The following is a 15,979-nucleotide window of genomic DNA, read 5'->3' as shown; positions in this document are numbered from 1 at the left end:
GCCCGGCACGGGGATCAGCGGAATCGCGCCGATGCGCCCTATCTGAGGATAGGCCCAGCAGCAAACCGACGGAGCGACTGACCACCCGACAAACCTCACCTCATAAAAGACGACTTGTCCGTAACCAAGAATATTCCCCCGGTCTCACGTGCCGCCGACCACAGTGCGGCATACGGTCCAGCCGCGGCGAGCAGTTCGGCGTGGGTCCCGATTTCCGCGATCCGGCCGTGCTCGACGACGGCGATCCGATCGGCCCGTGCGGCCGTACCGAGCCGGTGTGCGACGAGGACGGTGGTCCGGCCACGGGTCAGCGATCGACTCGCGGCAAGCACCGAGGCCTCGGCGTCCGGGTCGAGGGTAGCCGTGGCCTCGTCCAGGAGGAGTAGGTCGGGGCGCACCAGCTCTGCGCGGGCCAGCGCGATCAGCTGCCGCTGGCCCGCGGACAGGCCGCGGCCGCGCTCGCCGACCGGCTGCCGCATGCCGTGCGGGAGGGCGGCGATCATCTCGCTCGCACCGACCGCAGCTGCGGCTTCGGCGATATCGGCCGCGGTCGCGGACGGCTTGCCGAAGGCGATGTTGCTCGCCACGTCGCCGCTGAAGAGGTGTGCCTCCTGCGGGACGATGCCGAGCCGGGCGCGGTAGTCGGTGAGACGGTAATCACGGATGTCGGTGTCATCGACCAGGATCGCGCCGGTGCCGTCGGCCGGGAGGTCGTAGAGGCGGGCCAGCAATTTGACGATGGTGGACTTGCCCGCGCCGGTGGGGCCGACAAGAGCGAGGGTGCTGCCCGCGGGGATGGTCAGCGACACGTCGTCCAGGGCGAGCGCTTCGACGCCGGGGTAGTGGAAGCGCACGTTGTCCAGGACGACCTCGCCGTGCAGCCGCTGCTCGATCGGCACCGAGTCGGCGCGATCGGTCGCGATCGCCGACGGCGTGCGCAACAGCTCGCCGATCCGGCGCAGCCCGACGCGCGCCTGCTGATATCCGTCGAACACCTGCGACAGCGCGAGCACCGGCATGAACAACAGATCCAGATACAGCACGAACGCGATCAGCGTGCCCGCCGTCGTGGTGCCCGCCGCCACCTCGCGCGCGCCGACGAAGATCACCGCGGCCAGCGAGACGCCCGACCACGCGGTGACGAACGGGAAGTACAGCGCAATCGAGGCCTGCGCGCGCATCCGGCTGCGCCGGTAGCGATCGGAGTACTCGGCGAACCGCCGGGCCGCGACCGGCTCGTGCCGATTGGCCTGCACCGCACGCAGTCCGGCGACGTTCTCCTGGAAGTCGGCGTTCACCGTGGAAACGTTCTCCCGCGACACCGTGTACGCCGTCGACGCGAACCGGCGGAACAGCGCGGTCGCCACGAACAGCGGCGGCAGCGTGGCCAGCACCACCAAGGCCAGCGACACGTCGATCACCAACAGCGCGACCGCGATCCCGACGAAGGTCAGCGCGCCGATCAACGTGGTCGCCAGCCCGGTCTGCATGAACGTGGACAGCGAGTCCAGGTCGGTGGTCATCCGCGTCATGATCCGGCCGGACAGTTCCCGCTCGTAGTAGTCGAGCCCGAGCCGTTGCAGGTGCGCGTAGCTGCGGATGCGCAGGCCGTAGAGCACCCGTTCGCCGGTGCGCGCGGTGATCAGCGTGTTCGCCGCGCCGACCAGCCAGCCCGCGGCGACCAGCAGCAGACCGAGCACGGCGGCCACGCCCAGCGCACCGGCATCGTCCCCGGTGACCCCGCTGTCGATGGCGAACCGCACGATCGGCGGGAAGGCGACCCCGATCAGCGCGTCCAGCAGCAGCAACCCGATCGCGGCGAACACCAGCGCGCGGACCGGCCGCAACAACCTGGTCAGCCGGAACTCGGGATCGGGCTGCCGCATCCGCTGATCATCGAGTCGCGGCTGCTCGGTGGCGGGCGGCAGCAGCGCGATATTGCGGCGCAGCTCAGGAGTTTCGGTGAGATCGGCGGCCGCGGCGGCGAAGGTGCGCCCCGCACTGCCGTTGGCGACAGTCGTGGGCATCGCGGCGGCCGAGCCGTGCGTGGGCAGGTGCGCGCTCAGCGGTGCGGGCAGCCGGATGACCCGATCGGCGTGCGCGAGCGTCGATTCCCGGTGCGCCAGGATCAAGGTGGTGCGCCCGGCCTGATCGGGCAGCGTGCCGAAGATCGCGGCCTCGGTGATCGCGTCGACCGCGGAGGTCGCGTCGTCCAGCACGAGGATGCGCGGCTGCGCCAGCAGCGCTCGGGCCAGTGCGATGCGTTGACGTTGCCCGCCGGACAGCGTCAGCCCGCGTTCGCCGACGACGGTGTCGTAGCCGTCGGGGAGTTCGCTGATGAACTCGTCGGCCGCGGCGGACGACGCGGCCTGCCGGATCTCGGCGTCGGTCGCCTCCGGCCTGCCGATGGCGATATTGGCCGCGATGGTGTCGGAGAACAGGAACGGGTCGTCGAACACCACTCCGATGGCGCCGCGCAGGTCGGCGGCGCGCAGATCCGCGAGATCGACGCGATCGTCGTCGTTGCCGAACAAGCGGATGTGGCCCGAGTTCGGCGCGTAGAACCGGGGGAGCAGCAGCGAGAGCGTGGTCTTCCCGGAACCGGCCGGCCCGATGATCGCGACGGTCTCGCCGGGGCGCACGGTCAGGTCCAGCTCCCGCAGCACCGGCTGTTCCGGGTCGAATCCGAAAGTCACCGCGTCGATTTCGATGCCGAGCGGACCCGCGGGCAGCGGCGTGGGCTCGGGCGGATCGGTGACGATCGGCGCCGTATCGATCACCTGGTACACCCGTTCGGCGGCGGCCCGGGTCAGCTGCGCGAGCACCAGCGCCCCGGCCATGATCCGCGCGGTCCCGGTCATCGTCGCGACATACGCGGCGAACGCGACGAAGGTGCCGATGCCGATCGTCCCGTGCAACGCGAGCAGACCACCGAGCACGATGACCCCGACCATGCCGAGCTGCGGAATCGCGGCCACCGTCGGCGCGAACCGGGAGTCGACCGCGGCCGCGCGCATCCGTTCGGAATAGAGCGTGCGACTGTGCTTTTCGAGCACGTCCACCATCCGGGCCTCCTGCCCGAACCCCTTCACCACCCGAACGCCGGTGACGGTCTCCTCGACGTGTTGCGCGACATCGGCCGCCCGCTGCTGCGCCGACCAGGTGGCCGCGTACAGCTTCGGCCGGACCCGATAGACCACCACCGCGATCGCGGGCACCACGAGCAGCGCCAGCAGGGCGAGCGGCGGCGACAACCACATCATCACCACCGCGGCGAGCAGGAACTCCAGCACCGCCATGCTCGACAACGGCACCATGGCCAGCAACCCCTGCACCAATTGCAGATCGGTGATCGACCGCGACACCACCTGCCCGGTGCGGATCGCGTCCTGCCCGGCCCCGTCGAGGCGTTGCAGCGACCCGAGCAGATCCACCCGCAGCGAATGCTGCACATCCAGCGACAACTTGCCCGCGAGCAGCCGCCGCCCGAATCCGGCCGCGAATCGGCCGAGCGCCAGCAACACCAGCAGCCCGGCGACCACCCCGATCACCGCGGTCTCACCGGTGCCCGCGGCATCGACGGCGCGCTTGGTCAGCAGCGGCCCGGCGATCTCCACCGCGGCACCCGCCAGCACGGCCGCCCCTAGACCCGCCAGCGTGCCCTTGTGCGACCGGCTTTCGGCCCACAGCCGGCGAATCCAGCCGGGACCGTCCGGGTCGCGTTCAGGCGACTCGGTGTGTGCACTCGCTTCGACAACCCCGCCCATAACCATCCACGGTAACGACGCTCACCGACACGTCTTTTGTTCCCGCAGTGCGCAGGCTCAGAGGTCGAGGCGGCGCAGATTCCACCAGCCCGCGCCCCCGATGCCGATGGTCCACAGCAACAGGACCACGACAGCGGCGGGCGTGGGCGCGAGGAAGTCGCTGTCGGGGTAGGAGCCGACGGCGATGGTGCTGATCGTGGTGGAGCCGGGGAAGAGGGTGACGAAGCCGGTCGCGCCGACGCCGTTGGCGATCAGCCAGAGCAACGGCTCGGCGATGACCAGCCAGCCGAGCACCAGCGCGATCGCGGTCGACGACGAACGCAGCAGCAAGCCGAGCCCGGCGCCGATCACCGACCAGCAGACCGCGGCGAGCAGACCGCCGCCGAGCACCGCGGCCAGTTCCAGGTCGAGGTCGAATTTGCCGCGCCCGAAAGCCAGCAGCGTCACGACCGCGACCGCCTCGACCGCGAGCGCGACGGCCAACGCGAACACGCCGGTCACCAATAGCTTCGCGGCGGTGAGCCGATCGCGGTCCGCGGTGAACAGCGCGGTCACCGGCATGGTCTGGTGCCGGTACTCGCCACCGCTGCCGACCGCACCGAACACGGCCGCCGCCAGCACCACCACCGCGATGCCGACGTAGAGCCCGATCGTCGCGGTGCCGGTGACCGGTTCGCCGCGCGGATCGGCCTTGCCCGCCAGCAGTGCGCTGGCCCCGCTCGCGATCAGCGCGACCACCAGCGGCACGCCCGCGAGGATCCGGCTCAGCGGCAGCGTGCTGACCTTGCGGACCTCGGAGTTGATGGACGGCACCAGGTCCGGGGGCACAATCGTGATCATCGTGGAATTCCGTATGGCGTCGGCGTCGGCTGATGAGCGGCCCCGGCGAGACCGGGGTAGGGCGAGACCGGCGGAGCCTGCGGCTTGGTCAGCGAGGCGAGCACCCGGTCGGGATGGATCAGGTCGGGGATGATGCTGTCCAGCCGCACCTGCGCCGCCGTCGCCGCGTCCCGGATGTCGGACTCGGTCGCCTCGGCCACCGCGAGTCGCCCGTCCGGCCGGATCACCGCGTCGGTGAACCCGCGCGCGGCCAGCGTGGTGGCCAGCGCGATCGGCGTGGACGCGGCGACGACCAAACGATCGGGATGACCGCGGCGCAACCGCGCCGGAGTGCCCTGATAGACCACCGCACCCTCGCTGAGCACGATCACACTGTCCGCCCCCGGCAATACCGCGGCGAGGCTCTCACTGGTCACCAGCGCGCTGCCGCCGCGCTTGGCGTGCCTGCGCAGAAAGTCTTGCAGCCAGCCACGTTCCGCGGCTTCGAGGCCGTCCATCGGCTCGTCCAGGATCAGCAGCGGCGGATCGCCGAGTACGGCGGTCGCCAACGCCAGCCGCGTCTGCTGACCGGCCGACAGCGCGCCGCCCTTCGATCCGGCTTCCTCGCCGAGCCCGACCAGTTCGAGCACCTCCTCGACGCGCCCATCCGACACACCGACCGCCGCGGCATACACCCGCAGATGGTCGCGCGCGGTCCGGCCGGGATGCAGTCCGCGCGGCGCGAGCACGCCGCCGACGACCCGCGCCGAGCTGACGTCCCGATCCCCTTCGCCGCGCGCCCGATTCGCTCCGGGCCCGCCGACCGAGGCCGTCCCCGAGGTCGGCACGAGCAGCCCGAGCAACGTCCGCGCGACAGTGGTCTTGCCCGCACCGCGCGGCCCGACCAGCGCCGCGGTGCTGCCGGACGCGACGGTGAAACTCACGTTCTCGATGGCGGGGACCAGCCCGTAGCGCTTGGTCAGGCCGCGAACGGAGAAGGCGAGCGACGGCACCGCGGTCACTGCGGCTTGGTGGGTGTCTGCGGCTTCGTCGGGTCGATCGCGGTGAGCGGATCGGCGTCGACGATGAGGTGCCGGTCGGCCGGCCAGACCACCGGCGCGGGTCCGAAGGCCTCGCGCGCGTTCTTGATCGTGGTCTTGCCCATCGCCCGGTTGCCCACGCCACCGATCACCGCGCCGATGCCCGCGGGCACGACCTTGCCGGCCATCAACGCGGCGCGGCGGGTGATGAAGCGGACGATGAAGCGCTTGAGCAGCGAGTCGTTCATCGAGGAGAGCCCGGGGATCCGGTTGGCGAACACCGTGCCCCAGTTCTTCGCCGAGGTGCCGACGGTCTTCTGCACGATGTCCATGCCGCCCTCGCCGAGCACGACGGCCAGCACCAGCGCCCGGCGCTGTTCCTTGTCCTCCGGCGAGATGCCGTGCACCGCGGCCACCGCCAGGGTGAACACGGCCGAGGCCTCCATGAAGAAGGTGGTCTCCGCGCTGACCGCGGCGATCGCCGCGACCGTGCCGACGCCGGGTACCGCCGCCGTAGCGCCGACCGCGCTGCCGCTACCGGTCACCGCGAGCAGGTACTGCCCCTCCAGGCGCTCGATGATCTGCGCGGGACTTTCCGACGGGTGGGAACGCCGGATCCGGTCGACATACTTGGCGACCGCGGGCCCCTGCAAGCGAGACCCGGTATCGAGTAGCTGGACCACCGTCTTCTCGAACGCGCCTTTGAACATCGGCGGCACCCTCCTCTTCGGTCTGCTGGTTGAACTGTATGGCACCAGCTCACCTCAGCTCGTCATGACAACGATGTACCCAGCCTGATCGGTTCCATCAGTCCGGTTGGCGCAGCGCGGGTACCCGCTCGGCCAGCACCGGCGGCAGGGGCGGGGTGCCGTCGCCGAACGGTCGCCCGCCCAACGCTTCCCGGCCGTGCGGGGTCAGCCAGTTCTCCAGGTCCGGTCCCTTGGGCACGATTCCGGTCGGATTGATGTCGCGGTGCACCACGTAGTAGTGCTCTTTGATCTGCGCGAAATCGGTCGTGTCGCCGAAACCGGGGGTCTGGTAGAGGTCGCGTGCGTAGGCCCACAGCACCGGCATCTCGCTCAGCTTGGACCGGTTGCACTTGAAGTGGCCGTGATAGACCGGGTCGAACCGGGCCAGCGTGGTGAACAGCCGCACATCGGCCTCGGTGATCGTGTCGCCGACCAGATAGCGTTGCGTCGCAAGCCGTTCCGTCAGCCAGTCCAGGCGATGGAACAGCCGATCGTAGGCGGTCTCGTAGGCCTCCTGCGAGCCGGCGAAACCGCAGCGGTAGACGCCGTTGTTGACGTCGCGGAACACCGCGAGGTTCACCTCGTCGATCTCCGCGCGCAGCGCCTCCGGATACAGCTGCGGCGCGCCGTCGCGGTGGAACTCGGTCCACTCGGTGGAGAAATCCAGGGTGATCTGCGCGTAGTCGTTGGTCACCACCTGCCCGGTCGGCACGTCCACCACCGCGGGCACGGTGATGCCGCGCGGATAGTCCGGGAACCGGGCCAGATACGCGTCGCGCAGCCGGGGTATGCCGAGCACCGGGTCGACGCCGCCGGGATCGAGATCGAAGGTCCAGCTGAGCTTGTCGTGCGTCGGCCCGCACAACCCCAGCGACAGCACCCCCTCCAGCCCGAGCAGGCGGCGCACGATCAGCGTGCGATTCGCCCACGGGCAGGCCCGCGCCGCGATCAACCGGTAGCGGCCCGGCTCGACGGCGTAGCCCTCGCCGCCGTCGGCCGTGATTCGCGTGGTGATGTAGTTCGTATCCCGCTTGAACTCGCCGGGCTCGACGTAGGAGCCGCTTTCCACCGACTTGGTCACCTGGACAGTCTCGCAGACGCAGGACCTAGTCTGACCGAATGACCGATACGAAGGCCACCCGCCTGGAACGCGAAATCACCGACGGCGGCGCGGAGGTGGCGACGCTGACGCTCGCCCATCCGCCGCTGAACCTGTTCGACCGGGCGATGCTCGACGCGCTCATCGAGGACGTCGCCGAGCTGTCGGCCGACCCGCCGCGCGCGGTGCTGCTGCGCGCCGAGGGCAAGCTGGTCTCCGGCGGCGTGGACGTGCACGTCTTCGACGGGTTGTCGGTCGAACAGGGCGCGGAACTGTGGCGGACCCTGTTCGCGCAGATCATCCACCCGATCGAGGCGCTGCCGTGCCCGGTGGTGTTCGCCGCGCACGGCCTCACCCTGACCGCCGCGTTCGAGATCGCGCTGGCCTGCGACATCGTCCTGGCCGCGCCCAAGGCGAAGTTCGGCCTGGTGGAGACCGTGGTCGGGCTGACGCCGTCGATGGGCGGACCGCAGCGACTCGCCGAACGCGCGGGCTCGGGCCGGGCGCGCGAATTCGTGATGACCGGTGACCTGTACACCGCGGCGACCATGGCGGATTGGGGCGTGGTGAACGCCGTCCACGACGACGTCGACACGGCGGCAAGGGAATTGGCGCACCGCCTGGCGAACGGCCCGACGGTGGCGCACGCCGCGACCAAGCAGATCATCGAGGCCTGGCGTTCCGGCGGTGTGGCACACGCGGATTCGGTGACGCCCGCGGTATCCGGCGCGCTGTTCGACACCGCCGACCTGAAAGGCGCGGTGCGCAGCTTCCTCGAGGTCGGTCCGGGGAAGGCGACTTACACCGGGCGGTGACAGACCGGACACGTTCGTCGCCTCTCCCGGCTAAAATGTGACTCGCGTCATATAGTCGCAGTGCCTGCTGACTCGAGGCGCGCGGAGGACGAATGTCGCAGTTGCTCGTCGAATACCCCCTGACCCGCCCGTATGCCAGCGCTAACCCGCTGGCGCGCGGGGCCGACGGCGTGCTGCGCTACGGCAACCTCACCCCGGCGCTCACCGAGCTACTCGACTTACAGGTGCACGCCTTCTCCCAGCGCGAGGCCGTGGTCGAGATCGGCGGCCCGCGGCTGACCTATCGGGAGCTGTGGCACTCCGCCTCGCGCATCGCGGGCGGATTGCAGGAGCACGGCATCGGTTACGGCGATCGGGTCGCCGTGCACATGCCCACCGGTGTCCGCTGGGTGCAGGCGTTTCTCGGGGCGCTGCTCAGCGGCGCGGTGCCGGTGCTCGTGCACGACGGCCTGCCGGACGCGGTGGCCGAGCGGGTGATCGCCGACAGTAGTGCGGATTTCGTGCTCGGCCGCGACATCGCGCGCGGGGCCGAGCTGCCCGACGGCGCGGCGTACATCGATGACGGTGCGGCACTGGGTGATCTGGCCTTGCTCAGCTACACCAGCGGCACCCAGCTCAGCGCGACGACCGCACCCAAGGGTGTGGAGCTGACCAACGAAAACCTGCTGTCGGCAATACGTTCGGTGGTCTCCGCGCTCGATCTGCCGACCGACGGACTGCGCAACCTGGTGCTGCTGCCGCTCGCCCATGCCAGCGGCTGCGTCGATCAACTGCTGCCGACCTTCGCCGTCGGCGGCACCGTCGTGCTGGCCAGGGACGGCCGGGGACTCGCGGAAGCCATTGTGGCCGAACGGATCGACATGGTCTCGGCGACGCCGCGGATCTTCGCCGGCCTGCTGCCCGAGCTCGCCGCCCTGCGCAACGACGGCGTGCGCACCGAGGACATCGCCCGGATCAGCAAGGCCGGCCACCGCGGCGAGCGGGCCGCCGCGCAGGCCACCCCGGCGGATCTGGCCGCCGAACTGCGCGAAATGTTCCCCGCCGCACGGCAATGGTCGATCTGGGGCGCCACCGAAACCAGCGGCATCGGCCTCGCCGTCGATGACGCGGAACCGGCGGCCGACGCCGACACCGTGCTCGGATTCCCGTTCGGCGGTACCGAATTGGCGCTGTGGGGTCCGCAGGCGCAGGTCGGTCACGGCGAACTGCTGTGCCGCGGCCCGAACGTCTGCCCGCGCTACTGGAACGACCCGACCACCACCGCCGCCCGCTTCACCGGAACCTGGTTCCACACCGGCGATCAGGTCACCATCGACGCAGACGGCCTGGTCCGCCGCGGTCCGGCTCAGGACGAATGATGCTGTCTCACTCCAGCATCCGTTCGCGCAGCCGTGCCCGCAGCGCCGGGGTGATCCCGGCGGCCGTCAGATAGGTGTCGACGTCACCGTGCAACTCGTGCATCGACGCGGTGGCGGTGCTGAGGTACTCCTCGCGCACGCCGAGCAGGTCGATCGAAAGTTCCTCGCCACCCAGCAGTTTCGTCGTCATCATGGCGCGCAACGCCGGGACGGCGCCGTTGCTCTCCAGGTAGTCGGCCCGCACATCGGCCTCGGCCACCCCGACCGCGCGCAGCAGCGTGGCGATGGCCCAGCCGGTGCGGTCCTTGCCCGCCGCGCAGTGCACCAGCACCGCGCCGTCGCCGCGCGCGATCGACTCCGCGAGCGCGGTGATCGCCGCGTGCGCCTCGGGCAGCGCGGGGAACATCCGGTAGACCTCGAGCATGTGGGTGAACGCGCCCTGCGCGTCGGTGTGGTGCGGCGGCGCCTCGGCCATCCGCGCGTCGAACGGGGTGACGTTCACCCGCACGCCCTCGGGCACCCGGTCGTGGCCGATGTGGTCGATCTCGCGTTCGCCGCGCAGGTCGTGCACGTCGCTGACCCGCAGTGCGCGCAGGGCGGCCAGGCCCGCCTCGTCGAGGCCGGTCAGCTGCGCCGAGCGCAGCAGCACGCCGGGGCGGATCTTCGCGCCGTCTTCGGTGCGCAGTCCACCCAGGTCGCGGAAGTTGAAGGTGCCGGAGATGAAGTACTGGTCGGCAGGCGGCGAGAGAGTCACCGACCAAGGCTATCCGGCCGTCGGCATCGAGCGGGTGTCGTTCCCGGATCGAACTGCGCACCGGTAGGTGACCGATTTGCGCGGTTCACCTGTGTGATCGGCCACAGGATTCCGGCCGCGTTCGAGCCCGCCCGTACAGTGGACAACGGTCTGCTTATCAGCCGGGCAGGGCTGAGAGTGACCCCGAGGGAGGGAAATCCGGGCAGGGCGGAGTGGTACCCCCACTATTCCGTTTGGGTAACAAAACATTCTTTCAGTCTGGAATTACCCACTGAACCTGTTCTCAAACCCCGGAAACCCTCTACCATTGATGAACGTTGGACCGGGCAGCCTGGGGTTTCCAGCGAATTGCCCGCCATGTTCGACGAGTCGCGCCGACGAGGGTGCGCGAGATCTTTTCGCCGAGGGAGTCGTCGTTGAGCGTACGAGGAGACACCGCAGTGGTTCGGCTGCGGCCGACCATCTGCGAGGCCGTCGAAAAGGCGGCCGCGTCACTGGACCATGGAGGTGTGCGCGCGCTACGTGTGCTACTGCACGCCGGCGTGAGCGCGTACTGGCCACTGGTCAAGGCCGCGCCGGCCAAGCAGGTCCAGGCCTACGAGGCGACGGTGCAGACCCTGCGTGAGCGGTGGGCGGTGCAGACCGACTGCATAGCCGACCCGGCCGCGTCCGCCGTCTATCGGGAGATGGACACCGAGGTCGCCGCCTTCCTGCAACTGTGCGCCGATCGTTCGGGCGCGCAGTGGCTGGAACCGGTCGAGGCCATCGCCGCCTACGCGGTCTCGGTGCTGCAGGGCACCGTGTTGCGCTGGCTGGCCGACTGCAATGACGAGACAATGCTGGTGGTGCTCGACGATCTGGTGAGCAGCCTGGCGACCAGGGCCGCCGAAATCTAGTCGGCCCACGGGCGCGGTGACCTCGCGAAATGGGGAACCCGCAAATACTGGACGTTTGACCAGTTTGATGGTTGAGTTGGGGTTGTGAGCGAGACATCTCCCATTGCGGGGCTGCACGCGGCCACCGCCGAGCTCGACCCGCCGCTGGCCGCCCTCGATCTGACCGCTCTGCGCGCGAACGCCGCCGATCTGGTGCGCCGCGCGAACGGTGTCCCGGTGCGGGTCGCCAGCAAATCCGTGCGCTGTCGCGCCATCCTCGAAACCGTGCTCGGCGACGAGCTGACCGCCGCCGGCGGCTTCGCCGGCCTCATGTCCTACTCCCTGGCCGAGGCCATCTGGCTGGTCCGCTGCGGCGCCCGCGACATTCTGCTCGGCTACCCGACCGTCGACCGCGCCGGACTGGCCGAACTCGCCGCCGACGAGACCCTGCTGCGTTCCATCACGCTGATGATCGACGATGTCGACCAGCTGACGCTCATCCGCGCCGCCGTCGGCACCGACCGGGTGCGCCCGCGGGTATGCCTCGACGTCGACGCCTCCCTCCGCATCGGCCCGATCCACCTCGGCGTGCGCCGCTCGCCGATCCGCACCCCGGAGCAGGCCGTCGCCCTCGCCAGCGAAGCGCTGCGGCGCAAGTTCGACGTGGTCGGCGTGATGACCTACGAGGCGCAGATCGCCGGCATGCCGGACAGCAATGTCGCGCTGCGCCTGATGAAGCGGGCCTCCGCGGCGGAGATCACCAAGCGGCGCAAGCGCGTGCTCGACGCGGTGCGGTCGGTGACCGGCAAGCTGGAGATCGTGAACAGCGGCGGCTCCGGATCCATCGAGGTCTCCACCGCCGACCCGGATGTCACCGAGGTGACCGCGGGTTCCGGGCTGTACGTGCCCACGCTGTTCGACCACTACCGGTCCTTCACGCCAAGGCCCGCACTGTTTTTCGCGACATCGGTGCTGCGTCGCCCGACCCCTTCTATCGCAACGGTTTTCGCGGGCGGCTACATCGCGTCCGGTCCGACCGGGGCCTCGCGCGTGCCGAAGCCGGTGTGGCCGAAGGGATTAGGTCTGATCGGCACCGAGGGCGCGGGCGAGGTACAGACGCCGCTGACCGGTGCGTCGGAACTGCGCATCGGCGACCGGGTGTGGTTCCGGCATGCCAAGGCGGGCGAGCTGTGCGAGCGTTTCGACAAGGTGCATCTGGTCGACTCCGATGGCACCCGGACCACCGTCCCCACCTACCGCGGCGAAGGAAAGTGCTTCGGCTGAGCCGGGATTCGTCAGAGCCGCAGGAACCCGGCCAGGTCGGGCAACTCGTCCGGCGACGCGGGCAGGTACTCGCTCAGCAGTGGTGAGCGAATGATGACGGCTTTCCACATCGCGCGGCACAGCGCGGCGTGAATCAGCGCGCGGGACAACAGGAACGGCATCCCGTAGGGCGCGTCGGCCGGGCTGGACGTGGTCATCGACAGCAGCACCACGGCCGCCTCCCGGCCGCGGAACCGGTCCGGCGTCCCGACCAGCACATCCTCGATCTTGGCCCGGGCGAGCAGCGTTCGAATCCGCCCGACCTGCGCCGCGTACGGCGCGACCACGAAGATGTCGTGCGGATGCAGCCGCCTGGTCATGGTGCCGATGGTCCAGTTCATCGTGAGCAGCGCGCGCACCCGGCGGACCACCTCGCGCGCCTCGGCCGCGGATTCGGTGGCATTGCCGTGATGCGGGACCAGGACGGTGCTCACGCCGGGCGCCTCGCCGTCGAGTGCGCGTGCGAGCGTGACGGTTTCGTTGGACCGCAGCCGTCCGTCGTAGTACAGCCGGGAGATCGGGTCGCACACCTGCGGATGCATCCGCCAGGTGCGGTCCAGGAAGTAGCCGCGTGCGCCGGGCAGCGTGTGCCGCCCCTCGGCGAGCCAGCCGAGCACCGATTCGCCGACCGGCTCCGGGTGCGCGCTGTGCGTGGCCGGCGGCACGGGATCACCGAGTAACAACAGGTTTCGCGCGCTGACCCCGACCGCGACCGCGTCGGCCAGCGGGAACCGCCCCGCGTCCGCGATCACCAGCAGGTCGAGCGCCTCCCGCGGCACCATCTCCTCGTTGGCGAAATCCGTTGGCGTGCCGCCGAGTACGCATCCGCTGATGGCATTGTCCAGGAAGCGCGAGTAGCGCGAGGCATCGATGACGACCCACTCCGGGGCCACCGACTCGACGTCCTTCTTCGCGACGAGCTCCGGCAGGACGCCGACCCGAACGAGGGCGTCCAGGAGATTCTCCACCGTCGAATGGGTCTGTCCGACAATCCCGATCCGCCACTTGTGCCGGGTGACCAGGCGTTCCAGCACACGGGCCGCGGTAGAGGTCTTGCCGGTGCCGGAAGGGCCCTGCACGGCGAGATAGGAGTGATCGAGTTCGCGCATCGCGGCGGTGATCGCGGCGGCGTGGTCGCCGTGCACCTCGGGCAGCGCGGCGCCGTTGCGCAGGCGCGGCGGGCGGCGGGCGAGCAGGTCGAACACGGCGCCCTCGGGGATCTCCGGGAGCGCGACAAGCAGCTGCTGGGCGGCGAATTCGACCGCGGTCTCGGCATTCCAGTCCCATGCGGGTAGGCCGGGGGCGATCGCGGTGGGTAGTTCGTCGTAGGGTTCGCAGCCGTCGGGCAGCAACTCCTCCAGCCGGACGGTGTCGTCGAATTCGGCGTCCACCGAACAGCCGAGCACGGTCGCGACCGCGGTGGCGCGGCGTCCGACGGCGGTGACCATTCCCGCCGCGGCAGGCCGGTCGTAGAACGTATAAACGGTGGTGCCCGGCGTCAGCACGGTCGCGGGCCCCGGCCCGCCCGCACTCCAACTCGACCCGATCCGCCCGGTCAGCGTGAGATACCGGCGCATGGTCGGCCGGTCCGGACTCCGATGCCACTTGGTGTCGACGGTGCCCCACTCGGCGACCAGAACCCCTGGCGCGTCGGCCCATTCGTCGACCGGATGACTGAGCCGATCGACGTGCGCCCACCACAGCGGCTGCCGTTCCCGCCGGTGATACCCGAGCGCCGCGGCCATCATGGCGGCGGCGTGCCGCGGTTCGTCCTGCGCCGCGGCGTATTCCGCGAGCGCCGCCTCGAACGAGGACGGCCGCGACGGCGGAATCGGTTCCAGCTCGTCCGGCCCGGCCACCTGGCACCAGGACCCGGCCCGCTCCAGCGTGATCGCCTGCGGATCGATGCGCTGCTCGGCCGCCCGATCCAACAGCCAATCCCGCAGCCGGAGCACGGTCAGGCAATCCCGTTCGGCCACCGGCGAATGCGCCGCACCGCGCAGCAGCCGCGCCAGCCTGCTCAACCGATAGGACCGTTCGCCGATGATCAGCGCATTGCGCACGATCGGATACAGATCGACCAGCACGCCGTCGCAGAGCAACTCGTCCACGATCTCTTCGCCGACCCCGGAACTGCCGGTGCAGTGCAGCAACGCCGAACGCACCGCGGAGGTGTAGTGGTAGACGTGCATGTCCGGATACATCCGCCGCCGCTGCGCGAGATAGTCGAGCACCTCCTCCAGCGCGCGCCGCTGCCCGGCCGCCTCGCTGCCCGGCTCGCCGTCGACGCCGAACGGTCCGCGGAAGGTCAGGTGCACGGTGCCCGGCCCGCCGACGTCCACGGCCAGCGGCGTGCGGCCGCCGCCGTCGACGGTGAGCGAGAGATCGCCGGGGGAGGGCGGGGGTAGGGCGCCCAGCGCGATCGGATCGATGAGACAGTGCGTCGGCAGGCCCGAATCTTCCCGGCGCAGCTGGATTTCGGCCTGGCGGCGCAGCGCGTTGAAGGTGCGCGGTGGTACGCCGCGGACGGTGTTCTCGGTGCTGACCAGTCGATCGATGGTGCTCACACCCGCTTCGCGCAGCCGGGCCCTGATCGTGGTCGGCATGCCCGCGACCAGCAGCAGATCCCGCGCGGCCGCCGAGGCGGTCGTACAGGTTCCACAGCGCCCGCAGGCGAGGTAGCGGGGATCGCCCCACTGCACGGGTAGCAGCTCGCTGAGTTTCTCGTCCAGGATGCGTTCGACTCTGCGCCTGCGCGCCCGGTACACCGGGATCAGATCGCTCAGCGCGTACGCGGTGTTGTCCTCGCCGAGGTGTAGCCGCAGCAGCGGGCCGGTCAGCGATCCGCTGTGGTCCACCGCGTCGGCGCAGGCCGCGAGTTCCAGTGCGGCGCCGACCCGGTCGCCCTTGCCGTGCGCGGTGCCGTGCACCGTGTAGCGCACCCGATGACCCGCGCGCACCAGGAAATCGGCGGAGCAGTCGAAGGTTCCGTCGAAGAAGGTGGCGCCGTGGATCACGTGCACCCCGGCGCGCAGGGCCGCGACGGTCTCCGCGTGCGCCGCGGTCAGCGCGGTGATCAGCGTCTTCGGGCTGTCCGAGTTGTGCTGCGGGCGTTGGATCTGCACCATCGAAGAGCCGAACCGGTCGCGGAAGTCGCTGAGCCTGCGGTCGCGTGAGTCGTCGAACCAGGTGCGCGGCGCGGGCGCCCATTCGGCGGCGGTTTCCGGATCGGCCGCGATCGTGCCGAGTTCGGTGTCGAGGGCGCGAAGCAGCGCGAATTCACAGCGCGCCGCGCGCACGAGGTCGACGGCGGAGCAGACGACACGATCACCGAACACGAACAAACGCGGCCCTCCTGTGTCTTGCGGGACACCCGCACC

11 protein-coding genes are annotated in these 15,979 nt (G+C 70.2%); 4 read left to right on the top strand and 7 right to left on the bottom strand.

Annotated elements, in window-relative coordinates:
- Positions 1 to 95: 95 nt before the first annotated feature.
- The 5 genes from AB0M22_RS07100 to AB0M22_RS07080 all read right to left on the bottom strand — a co-directional run bounded on the left by AB0M22_RS07100 (position 96) and on the right by AB0M22_RS07080 (position 7,456).
- Positions 96 to 3,767 carry an ABC transporter ATP-binding protein gene (locus AB0M22_RS07100; protein ID WP_364722133.1) on the bottom strand — a complete coding sequence of 1,224 codons (3,672 nt, stop codon included), beginning with the start codon at positions 3,765 to 3,767 and terminating at the stop codon, positions 96 to 98.
- 57 nt (positions 3,768 to 3,824) lie between these two features.
- Positions 3,825 to 4,607, bottom strand: coding sequence for an ABC transporter permease (locus AB0M22_RS07095; protein WP_364722131.1), 783 nt, complete (start codon positions 4,605 to 4,607; stop codon positions 3,825 to 3,827).
- Positions 4,604 to 5,608: an ATP-binding cassette domain-containing protein gene (locus AB0M22_RS07090; RefSeq protein WP_364722129.1), complete on the bottom strand. Its 1,005-nt coding sequence runs from the start codon at positions 5,606 to 5,608 to the stop codon at positions 4,604 to 4,606. Before AB0M22_RS07090 ends, AB0M22_RS07095 begins: the two co-directional genes overlap by 4 nt.
- Positions 5,605 to 6,336 (bottom strand): hypothetical protein, encoded by a 732-nt coding sequence (locus tag AB0M22_RS07085; RefSeq protein ID WP_364722127.1) that lies wholly within the window; start codon positions 6,334 to 6,336, stop codon positions 5,605 to 5,607. Before AB0M22_RS07085 ends, AB0M22_RS07090 begins: the two co-directional genes overlap by 4 nt.
- Positions 6,337 to 6,433: 97 nt before the next feature.
- Complete coding sequence (locus AB0M22_RS07080; protein ID WP_364722125.1) at positions 6,434 to 7,456, bottom strand: glutathione S-transferase C-terminal domain-containing protein; 1,023 nt, start codon at positions 7,454 to 7,456, stop codon at positions 6,434 to 6,436.
- A 38-nt stretch (positions 7,457 to 7,494) separates the two neighbouring features.
- Here AB0M22_RS07080 and AB0M22_RS07075 point away from each other — a divergent pair, with 38 nt between their 5' ends.
- Both AB0M22_RS07075 and AB0M22_RS07070 read left to right on the top strand, forming a co-directional pair.
- Positions 7,495 to 8,289 (top strand): enoyl-CoA hydratase/isomerase family protein, encoded by a 795-nt coding sequence (locus AB0M22_RS07075; RefSeq protein WP_364722123.1) that lies wholly within the window; start codon positions 7,495 to 7,497, stop codon positions 8,287 to 8,289.
- Positions 8,290 to 8,381: 92 nt separating this feature from the next.
- On the top strand, positions 8,382 to 9,647 hold the full coding sequence (locus AB0M22_RS07070; protein ID WP_364722121.1) for a long-chain fatty acid--CoA ligase: 1,266 nt from the start codon (positions 8,382 to 8,384) through the stop codon (positions 9,645 to 9,647).
- A gap of 7 nt (positions 9,648 to 9,654) precedes the next feature.
- Here the strand turns inward: AB0M22_RS07070 and AB0M22_RS07065 are convergent, their stop codons facing one another.
- The gene (locus AB0M22_RS07065) at positions 9,655 to 10,401 is read right to left on the bottom strand and encodes a tyrosine-protein phosphatase (RefSeq protein ID WP_364722119.1); all 747 of its coding nucleotides are present in this window, start codon (positions 10,399 to 10,401) and stop codon (positions 9,655 to 9,657) included.
- Between the two features lie 416 nt (positions 10,402 to 10,817).
- Here AB0M22_RS07065 and AB0M22_RS07060 point away from each other — a divergent pair, with 416 nt between their 5' ends.
- Both AB0M22_RS07060 and AB0M22_RS07055 read left to right on the top strand, forming a co-directional pair.
- A complete protein-coding gene (locus AB0M22_RS07060; protein ID WP_150402377.1) occupies positions 10,818 to 11,297 on the top strand; it encodes a TetR family transcriptional regulator in 480 nt (159 codons plus the stop codon).
- Positions 11,298 to 11,381: 84 nt separating this feature from the next.
- Complete coding sequence (locus AB0M22_RS07055) at positions 11,382 to 12,560, top strand: amino acid deaminase/aldolase (protein ID WP_364722116.1); 1,179 nt, start codon at positions 11,382 to 11,384, stop codon at positions 12,558 to 12,560.
- 11 nt (positions 12,561 to 12,571) lie between these two features.
- Here AB0M22_RS07055 and AB0M22_RS07050 read toward each other — a convergent pair whose 3' ends face one another.
- Positions 12,572 to 15,937: an AAA domain-containing protein gene (locus tag AB0M22_RS07050; protein ID WP_364722114.1), complete on the bottom strand. Its 3,366-nt coding sequence runs from the start codon at positions 15,935 to 15,937 to the stop codon at positions 12,572 to 12,574.
- Positions 15,938 to 15,979: the final 42 nt, after the last annotated feature.

The sequence above is a fragment of the Nocardia sp. NPDC051756 genome, from assembly GCF_040681495.1.
Taxonomy (GTDB): domain Bacteria; phylum Actinomycetota; class Actinomycetes; order Mycobacteriales; family Mycobacteriaceae; genus Nocardia.
The sequence above is the reverse complement of the archived record's forward strand: the minus strand, read 5'-3'. Positions and strand labels throughout refer to the sequence as shown.

What these genes read in the sequence shown, in the direction of transcription:
- AB0M22_RS07100 (WP_364722133.1), bottom strand. Translation starts at nt 3,767, where the DNA reads ATGGGCGGGGTTGTCGAAGCGAGTGCACACACCGAGTCGCCTGAACGC.
- AB0M22_RS07085 (WP_364722127.1), bottom strand. Translation starts at nt 6,336, where the DNA reads ATGTTCAAAGGCGCGTTCGAGAAGACGGTGGTCCAGCTACTCGATACC.
- AB0M22_RS07070 (WP_364722121.1), top strand. Translation starts at nt 8,382, where the DNA reads ATGTCGCAGTTGCTCGTCGAATACCCCCTGACCCGCCCGTATGCCAGC.
- AB0M22_RS07095 (WP_364722131.1), bottom strand. Translation starts at nt 4,607, where the DNA reads ATGATCACGATTGTGCCCCCGGACCTGGTGCCGTCCATCAACTCCGAG.
- AB0M22_RS07075 (WP_364722123.1), top strand. Translation starts at nt 7,495, where the DNA reads ATGACCGATACGAAGGCCACCCGCCTGGAACGCGAAATCACCGACGGC.